This window comes from Sphingomonas sp. 179-A 2A2 NHS, from assembly GCF_045371305.1.
Taxonomy (GTDB): Bacteria; Pseudomonadota; Alphaproteobacteria; order Sphingomonadales; family Sphingomonadaceae; genus Sphingomonas.
In genome coordinates this window covers 320680-338922 of the sequence record NZ_JBIQDE010000003.1, presented here as the reverse complement: position 1 = coordinate 338922, position 18243 = coordinate 320680, and the positions used below count along the sequence as shown (strand labels likewise).

13 protein-coding genes are annotated in these 18243 nt (G+C 65.6%); all 13 read left to right on the top strand.

Going from position 1 to position 18243, the window contains the following annotated elements:
* Positions 1 to 106: 106 nt before the first annotated feature.
* The 13 genes from ACH0AE_RS07985 (at position 107) to ACH0AE_RS07925 (ending at position 18239) form a co-directional block, all read left to right on the top strand.
* Positions 107 to 1342 (top strand): NAD-dependent epimerase/dehydratase family protein, encoded by a 1236-nt coding sequence (locus ACH0AE_RS07985; protein ID WP_294444786.1) that lies wholly within the window; start codon positions 107 to 109, stop codon positions 1340 to 1342.
* Positions 1339 to 2943, top strand: a complete 1605-nt coding sequence (locus ACH0AE_RS07980) for a hypothetical protein (RefSeq protein WP_294444787.1) — start codon at positions 1339 to 1341, stop codon at positions 2941 to 2943. Before ACH0AE_RS07985 ends, ACH0AE_RS07980 begins: the two co-directional genes overlap by 4 nt.
* A 55-nt stretch (positions 2944 to 2998) precedes the next feature.
* Positions 2999 to 4789, top strand: a complete 1791-nt coding sequence (locus tag ACH0AE_RS07975) for a glycosyltransferase family 2 protein (protein WP_294444788.1) — start codon at positions 2999 to 3001, stop codon at positions 4787 to 4789.
* Positions 4786 to 5685, top strand: a complete 900-nt coding sequence (locus ACH0AE_RS07970; protein WP_294444789.1) for a hypothetical protein — start codon at positions 4786 to 4788, stop codon at positions 5683 to 5685. The genes ACH0AE_RS07975 and ACH0AE_RS07970 overlap by 4 nt, the downstream gene beginning before the upstream one ends.
* Before the next feature lie 126 nt (positions 5686 to 5811).
* Entirely contained in the window at positions 5812 to 7236 is a 1425-nt protein-coding gene (locus ACH0AE_RS07965; protein ID WP_294444791.1) for an efflux transporter outer membrane subunit, read from the top strand.
* Complete coding sequence (locus ACH0AE_RS07960) at positions 7233 to 8309, top strand: HlyD family secretion protein (RefSeq protein WP_294444792.1); 1077 nt, start codon at positions 7233 to 7235, stop codon at positions 8307 to 8309. Before ACH0AE_RS07965 ends, ACH0AE_RS07960 begins: the two co-directional genes overlap by 4 nt.
* Positions 8310 to 8365: 56 nt before the next feature.
* The gene (gene rbbA / locus ACH0AE_RS07955) at positions 8366 to 11095 is read left to right on the top strand and encodes a ribosome-associated ATPase/putative transporter RbbA (protein ID WP_406875624.1); all 2730 of its coding nucleotides are present in this window, start codon (positions 8366 to 8368) and stop codon (positions 11093 to 11095) included.
* A gap of 3 nt (positions 11096 to 11098) precedes the next feature.
* Positions 11099 to 12223: an ABC transporter permease gene (locus ACH0AE_RS07950; protein WP_294444794.1), complete on the top strand. Its 1125-nt coding sequence runs from the start codon at positions 11099 to 11101 to the stop codon at positions 12221 to 12223.
* Between the two features lie 476 nt (positions 12224 to 12699).
* Positions 12700 to 13260: a DUF1269 domain-containing protein gene (locus tag ACH0AE_RS07945; protein ID WP_294444911.1), complete on the top strand. Its 561-nt coding sequence runs from the start codon at positions 12700 to 12702 to the stop codon at positions 13258 to 13260.
* 323 nt (positions 13261 to 13583) lie between these two features.
* A complete protein-coding gene (locus ACH0AE_RS07940; RefSeq protein ID WP_406875623.1) occupies positions 13584 to 14984 on the top strand; it encodes a TolC family protein in 1401 nt (466 codons plus the stop codon).
* The gene (locus ACH0AE_RS07935; protein WP_294444910.1) at positions 14981 to 16009 is read left to right on the top strand and encodes an HlyD family secretion protein; all 1029 of its coding nucleotides are present in this window, start codon (positions 14981 to 14983) and stop codon (positions 16007 to 16009) included. The genes ACH0AE_RS07940 and ACH0AE_RS07935 overlap by 4 nt, the downstream gene beginning before the upstream one ends.
* A complete protein-coding gene (locus tag ACH0AE_RS07930; RefSeq protein WP_406875622.1) occupies positions 16006 to 17133 on the top strand; it encodes an ABC transporter permease in 1128 nt (375 codons plus the stop codon). The genes ACH0AE_RS07935 and ACH0AE_RS07930 overlap by 4 nt, the downstream gene beginning before the upstream one ends.
* Entirely contained in the window at positions 17130 to 18239 is a 1110-nt protein-coding gene (locus tag ACH0AE_RS07925; protein ID WP_294444908.1) for an ABC transporter permease, read from the top strand. Before ACH0AE_RS07930 ends, ACH0AE_RS07925 begins: the two co-directional genes overlap by 4 nt.
* The last annotated feature ends 4 nt before the right edge of the window (positions 18240 to 18243 follow it).

Below are 18243 nucleotides of genomic sequence, written 5' to 3'. Positions count from 1 at the left end.
TACAATTCCTTATATTCATAACCGCTGCACAACGCAAAACTCAGTTGCTCCAATCAGGCTGCTTGGTCGTCGGCCGAGCTCGTCGCGAGCGGGTGAGGACCAGTTGATGGCAAAGAAGATTTTCGTTCTTGGTGGGGATGGCTTCTGCGGATGGCCCACCTCACTTCACCTGTCTGCGCTGGGCCACGACGTGCTGATCGTCGACAATCTCTCCCGCCGCCGGATCGACGCCGAGATGGGCGTGCGCAGCCTGACGCCGATCACCCCGATCGACATGCGGCTTCAGGCCTGGCGCGAAGCCAGCGGCAAGGAGATCCGTTACCAGTACATCGATATCGCGCAGGAATACGCGCGGCTCGCGGCGCTGATCGCAGAGGAACGGCCGGACGTGGTGGTGCACTTTGCCGAACAGCGGTCCGCGCCGTATTCAATGCGAAGCCAGGTCGAGAAACGCTACACCGTCGATAACAATGTGCGCGGCACGCACAATCTGCTGGTTTCACTGGTGGAGGCCGATCTCGACTGCCATGTCGTCCATCTCGGGACGACTGGCGTCTATGGCTATGCCGGCGCGGGTTTCGAGATCCCCGAAGGCTATTTGCCCGTCATGGTCAAGGACGAGCATGGCACGATCCATGAACGCGAGATCCTTTATCCGACCAAGCCAGGCAGCGTCTATCATACGACGAAGTCGATCGATCAGCTGCTGTTTCAATATTACGCCGAGAACGATCGCCTGCGGATCACCGATCTGCACCAGGGCATCGTCTGGGGTACGCAGACGCAGGAAACCCGGCTGCACCCGGCGCTGATCAACCGCTTCGACTATGAAGGCGAATACGGAACGGTGCTGAACCGCTTCCTGGTTCAGGCGACCATCGGCTACCCGCTGACCGTGCACGGCACGGGCGGCCAGACCCGGGCCTTCATCAACATCGAGGATACCGTCCGCTGCGTCGAACTGGCGCTCGACAATCCGCCGCGGCGCGGCGACCGGGTGAAGATCATCAACCAGGTGGCCGAAACGCTGCGGGTGCAGGACCTCGCGGAACTGGTGGCGCGCGTAACCGGCGCGACGATCGACCATGTGGCGAACCCGCGCAACGAGGCCGCCGAAAACGAACTGGAGATGCGCAACGCCACGTTCCGCGGGCTGGGCCTTGAGCCGATCCGCCTGTCCGACGGCCTGACGACGGAAACGTTGGAGATCGCCGCGCGCTACGCCGATCGCGTCGATCGCAGCCACATCCTCGCCCGCTCGGCCTGGAACCGGACGCAGCAGGCCGGGCTCGACCGGCAGACCGCCGAACGCAGCGCAAAATCGGAGGGAGCGCGCATATGAGACTATGGGTGCTATGTCTGTTGGCGCTACTGCTGGTCGGCCTGCTGGTCGCGGTGGAGCAAAGCGGGCTTTTCGACACGGTCACAGGCCGTAACGTGCGCAACAACGCGCCGATCTTCCAGGATTATGAGCGCGGTTCGATCCCGTTCGTCGATGCTGATGGCAAGAGCGTGTTCGTGGCGCAGATCCATCCGAACAGCCCGCAAATCCTCACCGGCTTCCCGTCCTACGCCAGCACCAAGTTCCGCCTGCCGGTCGACAGTCGACCGGAGAGCGGCACGTATGACATCAGCTTCGCGGCGGATGCGGTGAATGGCGCAGAGGGTGCGCTTCGGATCACCATCAACGGCATCAAGCGCGCTGAAACCGTGCTGCAGCACGGCACCTTCCGTCAGCGCGTTCGAGTCGAACTGACGCCGACCGAGCTGGCGGCAGGAGAGCTCGACGTGCGGCTGGCGCTGGTGGGGCAGGGGCCGATGGCCGAATGCACGCCGAACCAGGCGATCGCAGCTGTGCTGACGGTGCTCCCCGAGACCGGCCTGCGCCTGCGGCTCGACAAGTCGCCGGAGAGCATCCGGGATCGCCTGGCACTCTGGGGTGATCTGATCCCGGTGAAGTGGAATGGTGAAAAGGCGGCTGATACCGGAACGTTGCTCAATGCGGCCCGGCTCGCGGAACGCGGCTATGGGCTTTACTTCGGCGACGGTGGTTTTTCGGCTGCTTCTCTCGCCGACATCACCAAAGGCGCGCCGCTGCGCGTCGATGGTCTGCCGCAGCTGACCTACCCGATTTCACTGGTCTCCCAGGTGGAAAACGCGGGCGCGCGGCGGTTCGATCGTGAGACGACGTGGCGCTTCCGCTACAATGCGTCGCAGCTTCCCAACGGCGAGCTTCCCTCCGCGGTCGACCTGCGCATGATGCTGGGCCCGGTCGCCGGCACGCGCACCTCGCTGTTCGTGACGCTCAACAACCATCTGCTGCTCACCCGCGCCCTTGGAGACACGGATGAGCGCTTTGCCAACTCGCTGGCGCTGCCGGCAGCCGACCATCTCGACCGTAACGAGCTTGAGATTACGCTGACGTCGCGGCTGGAGGACGAAACACGGTGCGGCGCGATGCGGTTGATCGCGGCCGAGATGCTCCCCGACAGCGTCCTTCGCGGCGGCGGTGAGCGCCTGGTGACGGAGGCTGCGCGGCTGCGTGCTGCACTCGGTCCGAAGGCAGCGGTTGCCTTCAGGACGGGCGAACTCAGCGCCCCGCAAGCTCATAGTGTTGCGCTGCTGCTGGCTGATCTGCACCCCGACGGGCTGACGTTCGGCGGGGCGCAACCCGTCGCCACGGTGCAGGCGATCACCGGTGACCTGGATGCGGCGATCCGTCGCGTCCAGCCGACCGGCCAACAGTGGCTGATGTACTTCCCGACGGACGAGCGCGAGGGCGCATGGGTGGTACCATTCTCTTCCCGCCCCGCGCTCGGCGATACCGATGTCGCCTTGCTGGTCACGATCAACCGGCCGGCAATTGTTCAGCCCGCTCCAGCACCCTCGCCGACCGCGTCTGCGACCGCCCGGCCCCGCGCCACAGCCGATGCTGCGCGATAATGCCTCGCCAGCGGAGTCTGATCGGAAGCGCGCAAGTTTCGGATCATCCGACAGCTTGGCCGGCGGGCTCGCCGACCCGGTGTCGCTGTTGCAGGCACCGGCGCTTCTTCTGACCTTCTCGATCCTGTCGCTGCTTCAGCTTTCAGCGTTCCAGCTGGGCTATTTCAACAGGATCTTCAGCGTCGGGGATTACGTGGCCGGGCCGCACACCGGGATCAGTGCGGTGTCGATCCGTACGTTCATGCTGTCGTTTTTCATCGCTTTCTCGATCTTCACTTCGGGCACCGCCAAGGCCCGCACCCTGTTCTGTCTTGATCTGTGCTTCCGCTTCATCCTGCTCTGCGGCATCCTCGATGCCGGCAGCATCGCGCTGTACACCTACACCGGCAGGCCATTCCCGATGGTCGCGATCCAGGTGATGGCGGGTTTCGCGGGGATGGGCGTCTTTGCCTTTGTCATCATCCGGCGCGGTGCCATGCCGTCGCCGGAGGAAGTGGTGCGTGGCACCCAGCCGCAACTGCGTGCCTTCCTACGGCTCGGCGTAACGGGAACGGTCGCACTGGTTGCGTCCACCTGGGCGGCTGTGTCTCAGATCCCGCTCTTCGACGAACTGCGCCGCCTGGCGCTGCTGGGCGGCCTTGGGCCGGGCGTCATCCTCTTTCTCCTGGTGCTCTTCGCGCAGCTTTACATCATCGGGATTGTCGAGCGCCGCCGTCGATCGCGTGAGGATTTCCGGCCGCCGCTGTCGGTCGTCATTCCCGCCTACAATGAGGAATATGTGATCGGCCACACGATCCGGTACATCGATCGTGCCGCCGCGCACTATGGCGCGCCCGTCGAGGTGATTGTCGTCGACGATGCCTCAACCGACGAGACGGTCGAGACGGTGCAAGCGGTTACCACCATCTGCCACTCGATCAGCGTCCGGATCATCACGGTCGCATCCGGTGGCAAGGCCGAGGCCCTGAACCGCGGGGTAGTTGAGGCGAGCCACGATTTCATCGTGCGGATCGATGCGGATACGCTGGTAGGCGAAGACAATCTGACCCTCGCCATGCAGAGTTTCGGTGATCCTGACGTCGGTGCGGTTGGTGGCGTGCCACTGCCTCCCGGCGGCGCGATGTTCGACGCCGGTCGGCTGATCGAGGTGATCGTCAAGCACGGCTATTACTCGCCAGCGCTTGGTGCGGCCTCGGGGCTCGTGGGCATTCCCGGCATGTTCGTCGTCTACCGCGCCGAGGCGCTTCATGCCGTCGGCACCTTCGCCAGCGGGATGAATGGCGAGGATACCGACGTGTCGCTGCGGATCGCCGAGCGCGGTTACCGTACCCTGGTCGATCAGCGCATTACCTTCGTTTCGGAAGTGCCGGCCAGCTTTGCACATTTGCGCGAACAACGGCTCCGCTGGTTCCGATCGGTCTATCATGTCAGCGCGCGCGCCCACTCGCTGATCAGCTCGCCCAACTTCAGCGTTCGCGGCAAGCTGGTGCTGCCGTACATGCTGCTGAACACCGCCCGGCGCGCGATGATGATCCCGCTGGTCGTGTTCGGTCTGCTGGAGCTTCTGGTTACCTCCGGCACGATCGCGCTGCCGCATTGGCAGGCGGTCGCCGCGGTCCTGGTCGGCTCGCCGATGCTGGCAGCGACCTTCGCCATCCTGGTGAACGGGCGACCGGGCGCGCTGTTATCGTTGCCGGCGTACATCCTCTTCCGCGCCCTGCGCTCCTGGTACACGCTGGAATCGACCCTCAGCATCCCGATCACCTCGACGTCGACCCGGATCCAGATCGGGCGCCAGCCTTGGCCGAAAACGCCGCCGAGGCCACGCATCACGGAGGCCGTATGAACAGGATAGCCTTGGTGGCGGTGGCCGCCTGCGTGACGATACCGCAATACGCCTGGGCACAGGACAAGCGCCTCAGTCTTGACGGACTGTTGGCTTACGGGCTCGACGTCGTGCCGCCGGACGTTGTCGATACCTCGCCCGATCAGGATCGCATCCGCGGCATGTTGGAGGGCGAGTTCGGGGTCTCCTACGACATCGGTCCAGCCGTTGTCCGCGCGTCGGCAGGTGCCCGCGTCTTCCCCTCGGAAAGCGATTACAACCGCTACCCGCTGACGATCGGTGCGCGCTTCGATGTGCCATTGTCGAAGGATCGGCGGACGAGGCTGCGGCTGCTGCCGAGCTACGAATATGTATTCGGCGATGACGGCCGCGTGTTCGATCGGCTGCGGCTCGATGCGCAGCTCATCCACCGACACAATCCGTCGAACATCACTACCTTCCGGGTGCGCTACGGCTACCGCAATCAGACCGAGCGGCGCTTCTCGGGCTATGACCAGAGCGAATGGCTCACCGAACTCCGCCATTTCTGGCGCCCCGGCGGGGGGCCAACGCGGATCAACGCCTCGCTGCTTGGTCTTTTCGCAGACGCTGAGGCGAACCGCTTCAGCTACAACGGCTACGGTACGCTCCTGACCGCGCGTACGCCGCTCAGCGAGGGGCTGGAGGCCTATGGCCGCCTGTATCTCGTGCACCGCGATTACAAGGCACAGTTCTCGACGCTCTATCCCTACAAGAGGAAGGACACGCAGTTGCGGCTGACGGGCGGGCTGGAGAAGAGCCTGGACCAGCGCTTCAGTCTGTTCGGCGAGGCAGGCTATGCGCGCAACAAATCGAACGTTCCGACGCGGCGGTACGATGGCTTCGTCGGCCGCATCGGCATCCTGTTTCGGCAATAGGCGGGCAGGGTGGTGGCCGGCGCGTCACAATCGCGACGCGGGCAGTGCCAGGCGAAGCCGAAGCCGTATCTCGGCCCGTTTTGTTCCACGCGCGTCACGGGACCTCTGTGGAGGGGGTGGCCGGCGTTGCTGCTGGCCGGCTGCTCCTTTGCGCCGGCCTATGTTCAGCCTGAGCTGCCGGTACCGGCGCAGTACCCGGGCGCCGTGCCGGCTGGGGAGTCGGTGGCCCGGCTCGGCTGGCAGGATTTCTTCCGCGATCCGGAGTTGCGCCGGCTGATTGCGCTGGCGCTGGAGAATAATCGCGACATTCGCATTGCCGCCGCGCGCGTGCAGGAAGCGCGCGCAGCTTGGCGGATCGAGGGCGCATCACTGTATCCGCAGCTGAACGTTGCCGCGAGCGGGCAGTTCGGACGCACGGAGGTCGACCTGCCGCTTGCCCGCAGTGTCCCGCTCGACGTTCGGCTGATCAACGTCGAGGTGGGGGCGGGGTGGGAGATCGATTTCTGGGGGCGGCTGCGCAACCTGCGGGACGCCGCGCGCTGGCAATATCTTGCGTCGGAAGAGGCGCGGCGCGGCGTCGCCACCCAGCTCGTCGCCCAAGTGGCCAACGGGTATTTGCTCGAACGCGAATACGAAGAGCGCGCCGCGCTCGCGCAATCGTCGATCCGCACGCGGCAGGAATCGCTCAGGATCATTCGCCGTCGCTTCGAGGTGGGATCCGGCTCGAAGCTGGACATGACACAGGCGCAGACGCTCCTGGGCCAGGCGCAGACGGCCCTTTACGCGCTGGAGCAGGATCAGGCGGTGAATCGCAATGCGCTGGCGCTGCTGGTCGGTCGCCCAGTGACCGTCGCGTCCTCCAACCGCAGGCTGGCGGCGATTTCGGAAGATATCCAGCTTCCGCCCGGGCTTCCCTCCGAGCTGCTGGTCAATCGGCCGGACATCATCGCGGCTGAACGCCAGCTGCGCGCCGCAAACGCCAATATCGGTGCGGCCCGCGCTGCCTTCTTCCCGAACATCAGGCTCACCGGCGGGGTCGGTGTTTCCAACGGCGAACTCGGGATCGGCAGCGTGGAGCTGGGGGATCTGTTCAGCGATCCAGTGACGATCTGGAGCTTCGCGCCGACGATTAGCGTCCCGATCTTCAACGGCGGGCGGCTGCGATCGAACCTTGATGTCGCACGCGCGCGGCAGGTGCGATCGGTGGCGGAATATGAACGCACCATCCAGGTCGCCTTCCGCGACGTGGCGGATGCATTAGTGCGCCGCCAGCAGCTCGCGCGGCAGATCGATACGACCCGGCAGGTGCTCGATGCGCTCACCGAGCGCGCCCGCCTCGCCAATCTTCGCTTCGAATATGGCCGCTCCACCTATCTCGAGGTGCTCGAAGCGCAGCGTGACCTGTTTGAAACGGAGCAGCTGCTCGTTCAGCTGCGCCGCGCCGATCTGGCCAGCGCGGTTGCGCTCTACGCTGCGCTGGGGGGCGGGTTCACGCCGCCGACGGTGTTCGATTCCGATCCGCGCGAAAACCGAAGGGCGCCTGAGCCATGACGCAAACGCTGACGCCCCAATGGCGCAACCGTATCTTGGTGGCAGTGGCGATCGTCATCGCCGCCGCGCTCGCGTGGTTCTTTCTTCGCCCCTCTGGGATGCCGGAGGGGATCGTCAGTGGCAACGGCCGGATCGAGGCAGTTGAGGTCGATATCGCGGCCAAGATGCCGGGGCGGATTCGCGACATCACCGTCAGCGAGGGAGAGTTCGTCAAGGCCGGGCAAGTCGTGGCGCAAATGGATACCGACACGCTAGTCGCGCAACTCGCGGAGGCGCAGGCGCGGCTGGCGCAGGCGCTGAATGCGGTGAGGACAAACGAATCCCAGGTGGCGCAGCGCGAGAGCGACCGCGCATTCGCGGAAGCGACCGTCCGCCAGCGTGTTGCCGAGCTCAACGCCGCACAGAAGCGGCTCGCGCGCTCGACCACGCTGGCGCGCGAGGGCGCGACACCCGTGCAGGAGCGCGATAATGATCAGGCCGCCGTGGAAGGCGCGTCCGCTGCGGTGCAGGCGGCGCGGGCGCAGGTTGCGGCCGTGACGGCGGGCATCGCCGCGACGCGCAGCCAGGTTGCGGGTGCGGGGACGAACGTCGAGGCCGCCCGGGCCACCGTTCAGCGGATCATGGCCGATATCAATGACGCCGACCTTCGAGCGCCGCGCAGCGGGCGGATCCAGTATCGCGTCGCGCAGCCGGGTGAAGTGGTGGGCGCTGGCGGCCGCGTGCTGACGATGCTCGATCTCTCCGACGTATCGATGGTGTTCTTCCTGCCGGAAACCGTCGCGGGCCGCGTGGCGCTGGGCAGTGAGGTGCGCATCGTGCTGGATGCTTTGGCCGGTCGCGTCATCCCCGCGCGGGTCAGCTTCGTTGCTGACGTGGCGCAGTTCACGCCGAAGACGGTGGAGACGCAAAGCGAGCGCCAGAAGCTGATGTTCCGGGTGAAGGCTCGAATCGATCCCGCGCTCCTTCGCCGGCACATCACGCTGGTGAAGACGGGGCTTCCTGGCACCGCCTACCTGCGTCTCGATCCCGCCATTCCCTGGCCGAAGAACCTGTCGAACGTCATTTCGGAGTAGCACGGGTGAAGCCCGGTGCCTTTGCTCAGCCAGAACCCGCTCCTGCCGCGGAGCCGGTGGTCCAGCTGTCCGGTGTCACGCTGCATTACGGGCGGACTCAGGCACTGCGCGGGCTCGATCTCGATGTGCCGGCGGGGCGGATGGTCGGCCTCATCGGGCCGGACGGGGTTGGCAAATCGAGCCTCTTCTCGCTCGTCGCCGGATCGCGCGCGGTGCAGGAAGGCTCGGTCTATGTGCTGGGCGGCAGCATGGCGGATCGCGCGCATCGCAACGCCGTGTGCCCGCGCATCGCCTACATGCCGCAGGGGTTGGGCAAAAACCTCTACCCCACGCTTTCGGTAGAGGAGAACCTGCAGTTCTTCGCCCGGCTGTTCGGCCAGGATGCGGCCGAGCGGCGTGAACGGATCGACGATCTGACGCGCAGCACCGGGCTCTACGACTTCACCGGCCGCCCCGCGGGAAAGCTTTCGGGCGGGATGAAGCAGAAGCTGGGGCTATGCTGCGCGCTCATTCACGAACCGCGGCTGCTGATCCTCGACGAACCGACCACCGGCGTCGACCCGCTCGCCCGCGCGCGTTTCTGGGAGCTGATCGCGCGCATCCGGCAGCAGAACCCGGGCATGAGCGTGATCGTCGCCACCGCTTACATGGACGAGGCGCAGCGCTTCGACTGGCTCGTGGCGATGGACGACGGCGCGGTGCTCGCCACCGGCACGCCGCAGGAGTTGCTGGAGCGGACCGGCAGCACGTCGCTCGACGACGCCTTCATCGCCCTGCTACCGGAGGAGAAGCGGCGCGATCACACGCCGCCGACCAAGCCACCGCTGACCAACGACGATACAGATATCGCCATTGAAGCCCGTGATCTGACCATGCGGTTCGGCGATTTCACCGCGGTCGACCAGGTCAGTTTCCGGATCAGGCGCGGCGAGATCTTCGGGTTTCTCGGCTCGAACGGCTGCGGCAAGACCACGACGATGAAGATGCTGACCGGGCTGCTTCCCCCGACGGAGGGGGAGGCGCTGCTGTTCGGCAAGCCGATCGACCCGCACGACATCGCGGTGCGGCGCCGCGTCGGCTATATGAGCCAGGCCTTCTCGCTCTACAGCGAGTTGACAGTCCGCCAGAACCTCGAGCTTCATGCGCGACTGTTCCAGGTGGCCGCGCACGAGATCCCCGGGCGCGTCGCAGAGATGATCGATCGTTTCGGCCTGGAAAGCGCCGCCGAGAGCCTCCCGCCCGGCATGCCCCTTGGCGCCCGCCAGCGCCTCTCGCTCGCCGTGGCGATGGTGCACCGGCCGGAGATGCTGATCCTCGACGAGCCGACCTCCGGCGTCGATCCCGTCGCCCGCGACACCTTCTGGCGCCTGCTGATCGAGCTTTCCCGGCGTGACCGGGTCACGATCTTCATCTCGACGCATTTCATGAACGAGGCTGAGCGCTGCGATCGCATCTCGATGATGCATGCCGGCAAGGTGCTGGACAGTGACACGCCGGAGCGGCTGATCGAGAAGCGCGGGACGGCGACGCTGGAAGAAGCCTTCATCTCCTATCTGGTCGAGGCGGGGGGCGAGGACGGGGCGGCGGATACCATCGCCTTTCCGGCTGAGGACCCGGAGGAGACGGCCGGCGCCGGCCGCCGCCGCCCGTTCAGCCTCCGGCGGATGTACAGCTATCTGTGGCGCGAGGTGCTGGAGCTGCAGCGCGATCCGGTGCGCGGGGCGCTCGCGCTCGCCGGGTCCGTCGTGCTGCTGTTCGTGATTGGCTACGGCATCAGTTTCGACGTCAACGACATCCGCTTCGCCGTGCTCGACCGCGATCAGAGCAGCGCCAGCCAGCGCTACGAGCTCGAACTGTCCGGCTCACGCTATTTCATCCGGGAACGGCCGATCACCGATTACGCCGACATGGACCAGCGGCTGCGCAGCGGCGAGCTGACGCTCGCGATCGAGATTCCACCCGGGTTCGGCCGCGATCTTCGCCGCGGGCGGCCGCAGCCGATCGCCGCCTGGTTCAATGGCGCCATGCCGATTCGCGCCGAAACGGTGCGCGGCTACATTCAGGGTATGCACCAGCGCTGGTTGAGCCAGGAAATGCGCGCGGCCGGCCTGACCGGCGGGCCGCGCGCAGGCGCGGGCGCCACTGTCTCGATCGAGAACCGCTATCGCTACAATCCCGAGGTGCGCAGCTTGCTGGCGATGGTGCCGAGCGTGATTCCGCTGCTGCTCCTCGTCCTCCCCGCCATGCTCGCAGCGATGGCCGTGGTGCGCGAGAAGGAGACCGGCTCGATCATCAATTTCTACGTGACGCCAGTGACGCGCACCGAATTCCTCCTGGGCAAACAGCTTCCCTATGTCGGCATAGCGATGATCAACTACCTCGTCATGGTGGCGTTGGCCGAGTGGGTGTTCCGCGTGCCGATTACGGGCAGCTTCGCGGCTCTTACGGTCGGCGCGCTGGTCTTCTCCTTCATCGCGACCGGCATGGGTCTGCTCGCCTCCGCGGTCACGCGAAGCCAGATCGCCGCGATGTTCCTTGCCATGATCGGCACCCTGATCCCGACGCTCACGTATGGCGGGATGATCGATCCGGTCACGTCGCTGCAGGGCGGCGCCCGTATCTTCGGGGAGCTTTATCCGTCCGCCTATATGATCACGATCACCCGCGGCGTGTTCAACAAGGCGCTGGGCTTCCACGAATTGTGGCCATCGCTGTGGCCGCTGCTGGTGACGTGGCCGGTGATCACCGGGGTGGCGATCCTCACGCTGCGCAAGCAGGAGCATTGATCGGTGCGCGCCGTCTCCGCGATCTATCGGCTGGGCGTCAAGGAACTGTGGAGCCTGTGGCGCGATCCGATCATGCTGGTGCTGATCCTCTTCACCTTCACCGGTGTCATCTACACGTCAGCCAAGGCAATGCCGGAGACGTTGAACATGGCGTCGATCGCAATCGTGGACGAAGATCGCTCGCCCTTGTCACAGCGGATCACGGACGCTTTCTATCCGCCGCTGTTCGCGCCCCCGGTGATGATAAACAGCACGCAGATCGATCCCGGCATGGATGCGGGCCGCTACACATTCGTGCTGCAGATCCCCGAAGGCTTTCAGCGCGACGTTCTGGCCGGCCGGCCGGCGGAGATCCAGCTCAATACCGACGCCACACGCATGACGCAGGCTTTCTCCGGCAGCGCCTACATCCAGCAGATCGCGCTGGGGGAGGTGACGGCGTTCGTCGCGCGGCGCCAGGGGCAGGGCGGCCTGCCGGTTGAACTCGAGCTGCGGGCCCGGTTCAACCCGACGCTGGACCGGATATGGTTCGGCGCGCTGACCCAAGTGATCAACCAGATCACCCTGCTGTCGATCATCCTCACCGGCGCCGCGCTGATCCGGGAGCGCGAGCGTGGGACGATCGAACATTTGCTCGTCATGCCGGTGCGGCCGTTCGAGATCATGGCCAGCAAGGTGTGGTCGATGAGCCTCGTCGTGCTGCTCGCTTCCTTTCTGTCGATCCAGCTCGTCGTCCGGGGATTATTGCACGTACCCATCGCGGGATCTTTGCTGCTGTTCTTCATCGCTGCAGCGCTGTCGATGTTCGCGATGACATCGATCGGCATTTTCATGGCGACGGTCGCGCGCAACATGCCGCAGTTCGGCATGTTGACCGTGCTTGTCCTGCTGCCGCTCGAGATGCTGTCGGGCGGCATCACCCCGCGCGAGAGCATGCCCGAGGTGGTGCAGGATGTGATGCTTGCTGCGCCGACGACCCACTTCGTCGAGCTTGGCCAGGCGATCCTGTTCAGGGGGGCGGGCCTTGACGCCGTATGGCCGCAGTTCCTTGCGCTGATGGTGATCGGTTCGGTCTTCTACCTCACTGCGCTGGCCCGGTTCCGCAAAGTGTTGGTGACGATGGCGTGATTTCGGGTGGATGCGCCTATGCGTGGCGCACGGTTGCCTAGAGTCTGTCGCGAACGGCGACAGTGTCCAGAGTTGCTTCATCAAATTTATGAAACGATACGGAAAATTGCGTATCGAATTGCCAGTATGAAGGGCGGTAAAAGCAAGTTGTTAGCGGATGGTATCCCGATAACACCGATGTAAGTAGTCACCGATGCGAGGCGACTATTAGGCGACATCGCCAGATTGGCAGCTGACGATTAACATCTCAAGGATCTCCCGTATCCCCGCCGCACCTCCTCCCTCCCCCCAAGAAGGAAAGACGGGGAACTTCGCCCCGCCGCGCCCTAGCCGGCGCGACGGGGCGACTTCTTTGGGTGATCCTCAAGACTATCGATGAGCGCTGCGGCGGCGCGCGAGGGCAGGCGGCGATGCCCTTGAGCGGCCATACCGCCGGCGGTCGCTCGCGCTTTCGACAGGCATGAAGGAGAGTGGCAATGGCAGACTTGGTGGTGGTCGGCTTCGATGATCCACAGGAAGCGGATCGCGTGCTCAGCAAGCTGAACTTGATGCAGCGCGAGTATCTCATCGATCTCGAGGACGCCGTGGTCGCGATCCGCCAGCCGGACGGCAAGGTGAACCTGAAGCAGAGCGTCAGCATGGTCGGCACTGGCGCCGCCTCGGGGGGCCTCTCGGGGGTCCTGTGGGGCACGTTGGTCGGCCTGCTGTTCCTCAACCCTGTCGCCGGCATGGCGATCGGCGGTGCGATCGGGGCCGGTACCGGCGCGCTTTCGGGATCGCTGATCGATTACGGGATCAACGATTCCTTCATCAAGGAACTGGCGGAAACCCTGCAGCCGAATACGTCTGCGCTGTTCGTCCTGGTGCGCAAGGCGCAGCCGGAAAAGGTTCTTGCGGAGCTTTCCGGCGTGCACGGGAAGGTCTTGCGGACCTCGCTCTCGTCGGAACAGGAGGCCAAGCTGCAGGCTGCATTGTCCTCTGCGACGAACAGCGGCGCGTCTTCGTCCACTGCGGCTGCCAACGGTGACAAGATCTAGGAGCGAAGCGGCAGAAGTGGCACTGTCGAGGCGCACGGCCAGTCACCTGCCGGTCTCCGGATCGGCGGTGACTATGGCTGTTTCGTCAGCTCTTCTGGATCCCACTCATGTTCCGCGGCGCCACTTTGCTTCAACTGGCAATCAGCCATGAAGAGGGGTAGGCTAAGCTGATGTGGAGAGGATCTCCCCGCGGCTTCGACTTGCCACCCCAAAGCGGTGAGGGGCACGGTCGAGGCGCAAGCTGGGGAGAGAGTTTCTGGGTGGCGATGGCCACCGCGGCTACCCTCTGCGCTCCGTCCCCCGCTGCCGGTCAGCCCGTCGCGATGAGCTTCAGCGCAGCGCTCGAGCGATCGGATCGTGTCGCGCCGGCGCTTGCCGCGGCGAAGCACAGCGAAAATGCCGCGCGGCTGACGGAAGAGTCGCTGTCGACGCTCAACCGGCCGATCGTCACCGTCTCCGCGCAATATGTCGAGTATCAGAAGACGCTGTCCTTGGACCTCAGGGGGCCGCGGCAGGATGCGCTCGACAGCACCAACAGCTTCCTCAATTCCATTCCCGGCTCGGTCGCCCCGGCCTTCCAGGCGATCGCAAGCGACATCGTCGGGCGGATTTCCCAGGCACTGCCGGGGCTGTTCGCTGCCTTGCCGAGCGACTTGTCCTATCGCTTCCGCCAGGACGTGTTCCGCCCGACCATCCAGGGTATTCTGCCGATCTATACCGGGGGGGCGATCTCCGCGATCAAGCGCGGTGCTGAGGCGGGAACGGCCCTGAGCGAAGCGCGGGCGCGATCGGCACGCGATTTGACGCAGGTGAACCTGATCCGTGCCTATTTCGGTCAACTGGCCGCCGCCTCGCTCGAGGATTCTACCCGTGAGTCGCTGGAGGCGCTCGACAGCCTGCTGTCGGACGCGATCAAGCTGGAAATGGGCGGTCTCATTCCGCGCGCGCGCCGCTTGGAGGCGCAGGTAGCCCGTGACGCGGCGGAGCGTGAGCACGAACGCGCGGTACTGGCGCATGACAGCGCGCGGACAGATCTGGCGAGCCTGCTTGAGGTGGACGCGGTAACGCCGACCACGCCGTTGTTCGTCCAGACTGCGCCCTTGCCACCGTCGAGCGAGTTCGTCGGCGGCGAGGAGAATTTGCCGCAGACGCGCGAAGCCGATGCAGCAAAGTCGATCGCGCGTGCGTCGGTCGATCTGGCGAAGTCCCAGCAGCGCCCGCAGGCGTTCGCCTTCGGGGAATATAACGCCAATCGCTCCAATGCCTTGCCGGTCGAGCCGGACTGGATCGTCGGCGTCGGCGTTCGCTACACCCTGATCTCCAATATCGGCCGTTCGCGCGCGGTGGCTGCGGCGCGGGAACAGGAGGCCGCCGCTGACGAGGCCGCACGGGGCGCGCGGCAGACCAGCCGTTCCACGACGTTGCGGGCGTGGAACCTCGTCGAAAGCGCTCGTAGCTCGTTCGTTTCGCTCGACAGCAGCCTTGCCGCCGCGACCGAGAACCTGCGCGTTCAGCAGATCAGTTTCCGCGAAGGGGAGGGGACGGTGACGGCGGTGACCGGGGCAGAGGCGGCGCTAGCCGCGGCGCGGACGCAGCGCGTGGCGGTGGCCTATGAGTACGATCTGGCGCTTGCCGCGCTGCTCACGGCTGCTGGTCGGCTGGAGAGCTTCCCGCAGTATCTGGCGCAGGCGAATGTACGTATCCCGGTATCGGCCAAGCCGTGACGGACGCGGCGCGCCACGACCCGGCGATCGGCGCCGATCGACCGCCGTCGCGACGCGCGCGGTTGCTTCTATGGGGCGGCATCGCGATCGTCGCAATCGGGGTTGCGATCGGCTTGTGGCTGGCGAGCCGCCCCGCCGCGCCGCCGCTGCAAGGTGAGGTGGAGGCGGAGGAGGTCAACGTCGCCACGAAGGCTCTGTCACGCCTCGCCGAGATCAAGGTCAGCGAAGGTGATCGCGTGCGGCGTGGTGAAGTGCTCGCCATCCTGAACGCGCCGGAGGTGGAGAGCGGCGCGCAACAGGCCGATGCCGCCCTGCAAAGTGCCCGGGCGCTGCAGGAGATCGCCGACAAGGGCGCCCGTGAACAGGACGTCGCTGCTCTGCGTGCCAATTGGGAAGCGGCGAAGGCGACGGCCAACCTGGCGCAGGTGACCAGGCGGCGAACCGACAGCCTGTACGCGCAGGGCGTCGTTTCCGCGCAGCGTCGCGACGAAGCACGCGCGGCCCAGATCTCGACGGCGCGCATCGCGGAAGCGGCGCGGCTGGAGTATGAGAAGCTCGCTTCCGGTACACGACCGGAAAGCAAGGAGGTCGCGGCCGCTCAGGTCCGCTCGGCGCAAGCCTTGGTTGCCGCTGCCACGGCTATGCAACGCGAGACCGAGCTCGTGTCGCCGATCGACGGCGAAGTGTCCCGGCGGCTGGTGCAGCCCGGCGAGATCGTCAGCCCCATTCTTCCCGCGATCCAGCTGATCGCGATCGATCGGCCGTGGGTGACGGTCAACGTCCAGGAAGACGATTACAAGGGCATGAAGCAGGGCATGGTGCTGCGCGGGGAGGTGCCGGCACTGGGAAGGACGATCGATTTCCGCGTGACGAACATCGCACCGCAAGGAAGCTACGCCACGTTTCGCGCGACGCGGCAGTCGACCGGTTACGATGTCCACGCCTTTGCCGTGAAGCTGGAGCCGATGCAGCGCGCCACTGGGCTCCGGCCGGGGATGAGCGTCCTGTTCGATTGGCCGCAATGAGGGTGTTCGCGGCGTCCTTCTGGCAGGAAGCCGTACGGATCGCCCGCACCCCGGTCGACCTTCTGCTGCTGACGCTGTTTCCGCTTGTGATGCTGGGATCGATGGCGGCGATGATATGGGGCGGCACGCTGACCAACTTGCCGGTCGTTATCGTCGATCAGGACGGCGGTGCGCTGGCCCGCACGATTACGCGCAACATCGACGCGACGCCTTATCTGGAGGTGGTGGCGCAGACGCCGCAGCGGGCCGAGGCATTGGCCATGGTTCGCCGCGAACAGGCCGTGGCCTTCATGGTCATTCCCAAGGGCATCAGCGCCCGCTCGTCGAGTTCCCCGCCCGTAACGGTGTTCTACGAGGCGGTGTTCCTGTCGACCGGCTCGGTCGCCTCCACCTATCTGCGGCTCGTGACCACGGCGACCCTGCTTCGGCAGACGCCGCGCAACCTCGGCGTCGCTGGCGCATCAGTCGCGGACCGCACCTTGCCGACGATCCAGATCACGCTGCTCGGCAATCCGACGCTCAGCCTGGAGTGGTTCCTGGGCATGCTGATCGGGCCGAGCATCCTCCATCTGGTGATCGCCATCTCGTGCATCGGCTCGCTCGGGCTGCTGATGCGGGACAAGTCGTTCGGCGCCTACGTTCGCGAGACGCAGGCGCCGGTGGCGGCGCTGTCGGGGCGGTTGGCGGTTCATGTTCTGGCAGGCATCCTCTGGGCGATCGCCTGGCTGCTCTGGATGACGTTGGCGCGCGGCTATCGTGCTGAAGGAAGCGTTGCCCTGATCGTCGTTGGCTTCGTCCTCCTGTTCGTAGCGAGCGCGGCGATCGGCCTGTTGCTCATCGCGGTGACGAAGGAAGTCGGCACCTCCTTCTCCGGCGCCGTCATCGTTGCCGGCTCGGCGCTTGCGTACTCCGGGGCAACGCTTCCGCTCAGCGGCGGGCTGTGGTTCGCACAGGACTGGAGCAAGGTGCTGCCGCTCACTCACTTCATCATACTGCAGATGGATCAGTTGATCGGCGTCACCGCGCGGGCCGATCTGACGCCGATGATCGCGCTGCTGCTCTATCCGCTGATCGGCGGCGTCACCGGCATGGTGCTGATCCTGCGATCGAAGCGCCCGGCATGAGCTTCATCGGCGCGATCGAGCAGACACTGCTGACGATCCTCCGCACGCGCGAGTTGCTGATGCTCGCGATCATCTCCGTGCTCTTCTACGCTTTCTATTACCCTGCACCGTACCAGCAACAGACCGCGACCGACATTGCGCTGGTGGTGGTGGATGCGGATCGCTCGCCCTTGTCGCGCGCGCTGGTGCGTCATCTGTCGGATACCCGCGCCGTCTTCGTCGTGGTGGAAACAGGCAATCTGGGCGAGGCACGGGAGTTGGTGCGTGCGCGCAAGGCTGATGGCGTCGTGTACCTCGCCCCGCACCTGCAACAGCGCGTCCTTTCGCGCGGTACAGGGACGGGGATCGCGCTGTGGCTGAACGGCGCCTATTTCGTTCGCGCGGAGGCGATCGGGGAGACGCTGGCCGAGGTGGCGCTCGACGCGGTGAACGAGCTGGCGGATACCGTGCCCGCGGTTGCACGGCAGCGCGCGCCCGAGGTGCTGGTGCAGCCGATCTTCACAACGGGCGGATACCGCGATTACGTTTTTCCTGCTGTTGCGAACATCATTCTGCAGCAGACGTTGCTCGCCGCCTCGGCGCGTCTGGTGGCGGATCGGCGCCAGCGCGGATGGACGGTGATGCGCCGGGCGGAGGCGCTGGGGATGGTGACCGCTGCTGCCCTTGTCGGCGCGCTGGCCGCGGGATTCTACTTCGGCTTCGTCTACTGGGCCCAGGGCGTGCCACGCGGCGGCAACATGCCGGGGCTGCTGCTCGCGATCCCGCTGTTTGCGGTCGCCGTGTCAAGCCTCGGCCAGTTGCTCGGCAGCCTGTTTCCCACCGGTGACGATGCCTTGAAGGTAATCCTTCCTACGTCGCTGCCGCTGCTGTTCCTCGGCGGCTTCGCCTGGCCACTCTACGCCATGCCGCAATGGCTTGCGACCATCGCCTGGTTCTCCCCGGCAACGCCGGCGACACATCTCTTCATCCGCTTCAACCAGATGGGGGCCAGCTTGGCGGAGGCATGGGGGCCGTTCTGTGTGATGGCAGTGCTTGCCGCATGCTACACCGCAGGCTTCCTGCTTCGGGTGCGCCGGCTCAACCGTGAACCGGCGACGCCTGCGTGACGAC

Coding starts and splice junctions, on each gene's coding strand:
- ACH0AE_RS07985 (WP_294444786.1), top strand. CDS start 107: ATGGCAAAGAAGATTTTCGTTCTTGGTGGGGATGGCTTCTGCGGATGG.
- ACH0AE_RS07980 (WP_294444787.1), top strand. CDS start 1,339: ATGAGACTATGGGTGCTATGTCTGTTGGCGCTACTGCTGGTCGGCCTG.
- ACH0AE_RS07970 (WP_294444789.1), top strand. CDS start 4,786: ATGAACAGGATAGCCTTGGTGGCGGTGGCCGCCTGCGTGACGATACCG.
- ACH0AE_RS07960 (WP_294444792.1), top strand. CDS start 7,233: ATGACGCAAACGCTGACGCCCCAATGGCGCAACCGTATCTTGGTGGCA.
- ACH0AE_RS07945 (WP_294444911.1), top strand. CDS start 12,700: ATGGCAGACTTGGTGGTGGTCGGCTTCGATGATCCACAGGAAGCGGAT.
- ACH0AE_RS07940 (WP_406875623.1), top strand. CDS start 13,584: ATGAGCTTCAGCGCAGCGCTCGAGCGATCGGATCGTGTCGCGCCGGCG.
- ACH0AE_RS07930 (WP_406875622.1), top strand. CDS start 16,006: ATGAGGGTGTTCGCGGCGTCCTTCTGGCAGGAAGCCGTACGGATCGCC.
- ACH0AE_RS07925 (WP_294444908.1), top strand. CDS start 17,130: ATGAGCTTCATCGGCGCGATCGAGCAGACACTGCTGACGATCCTCCGC.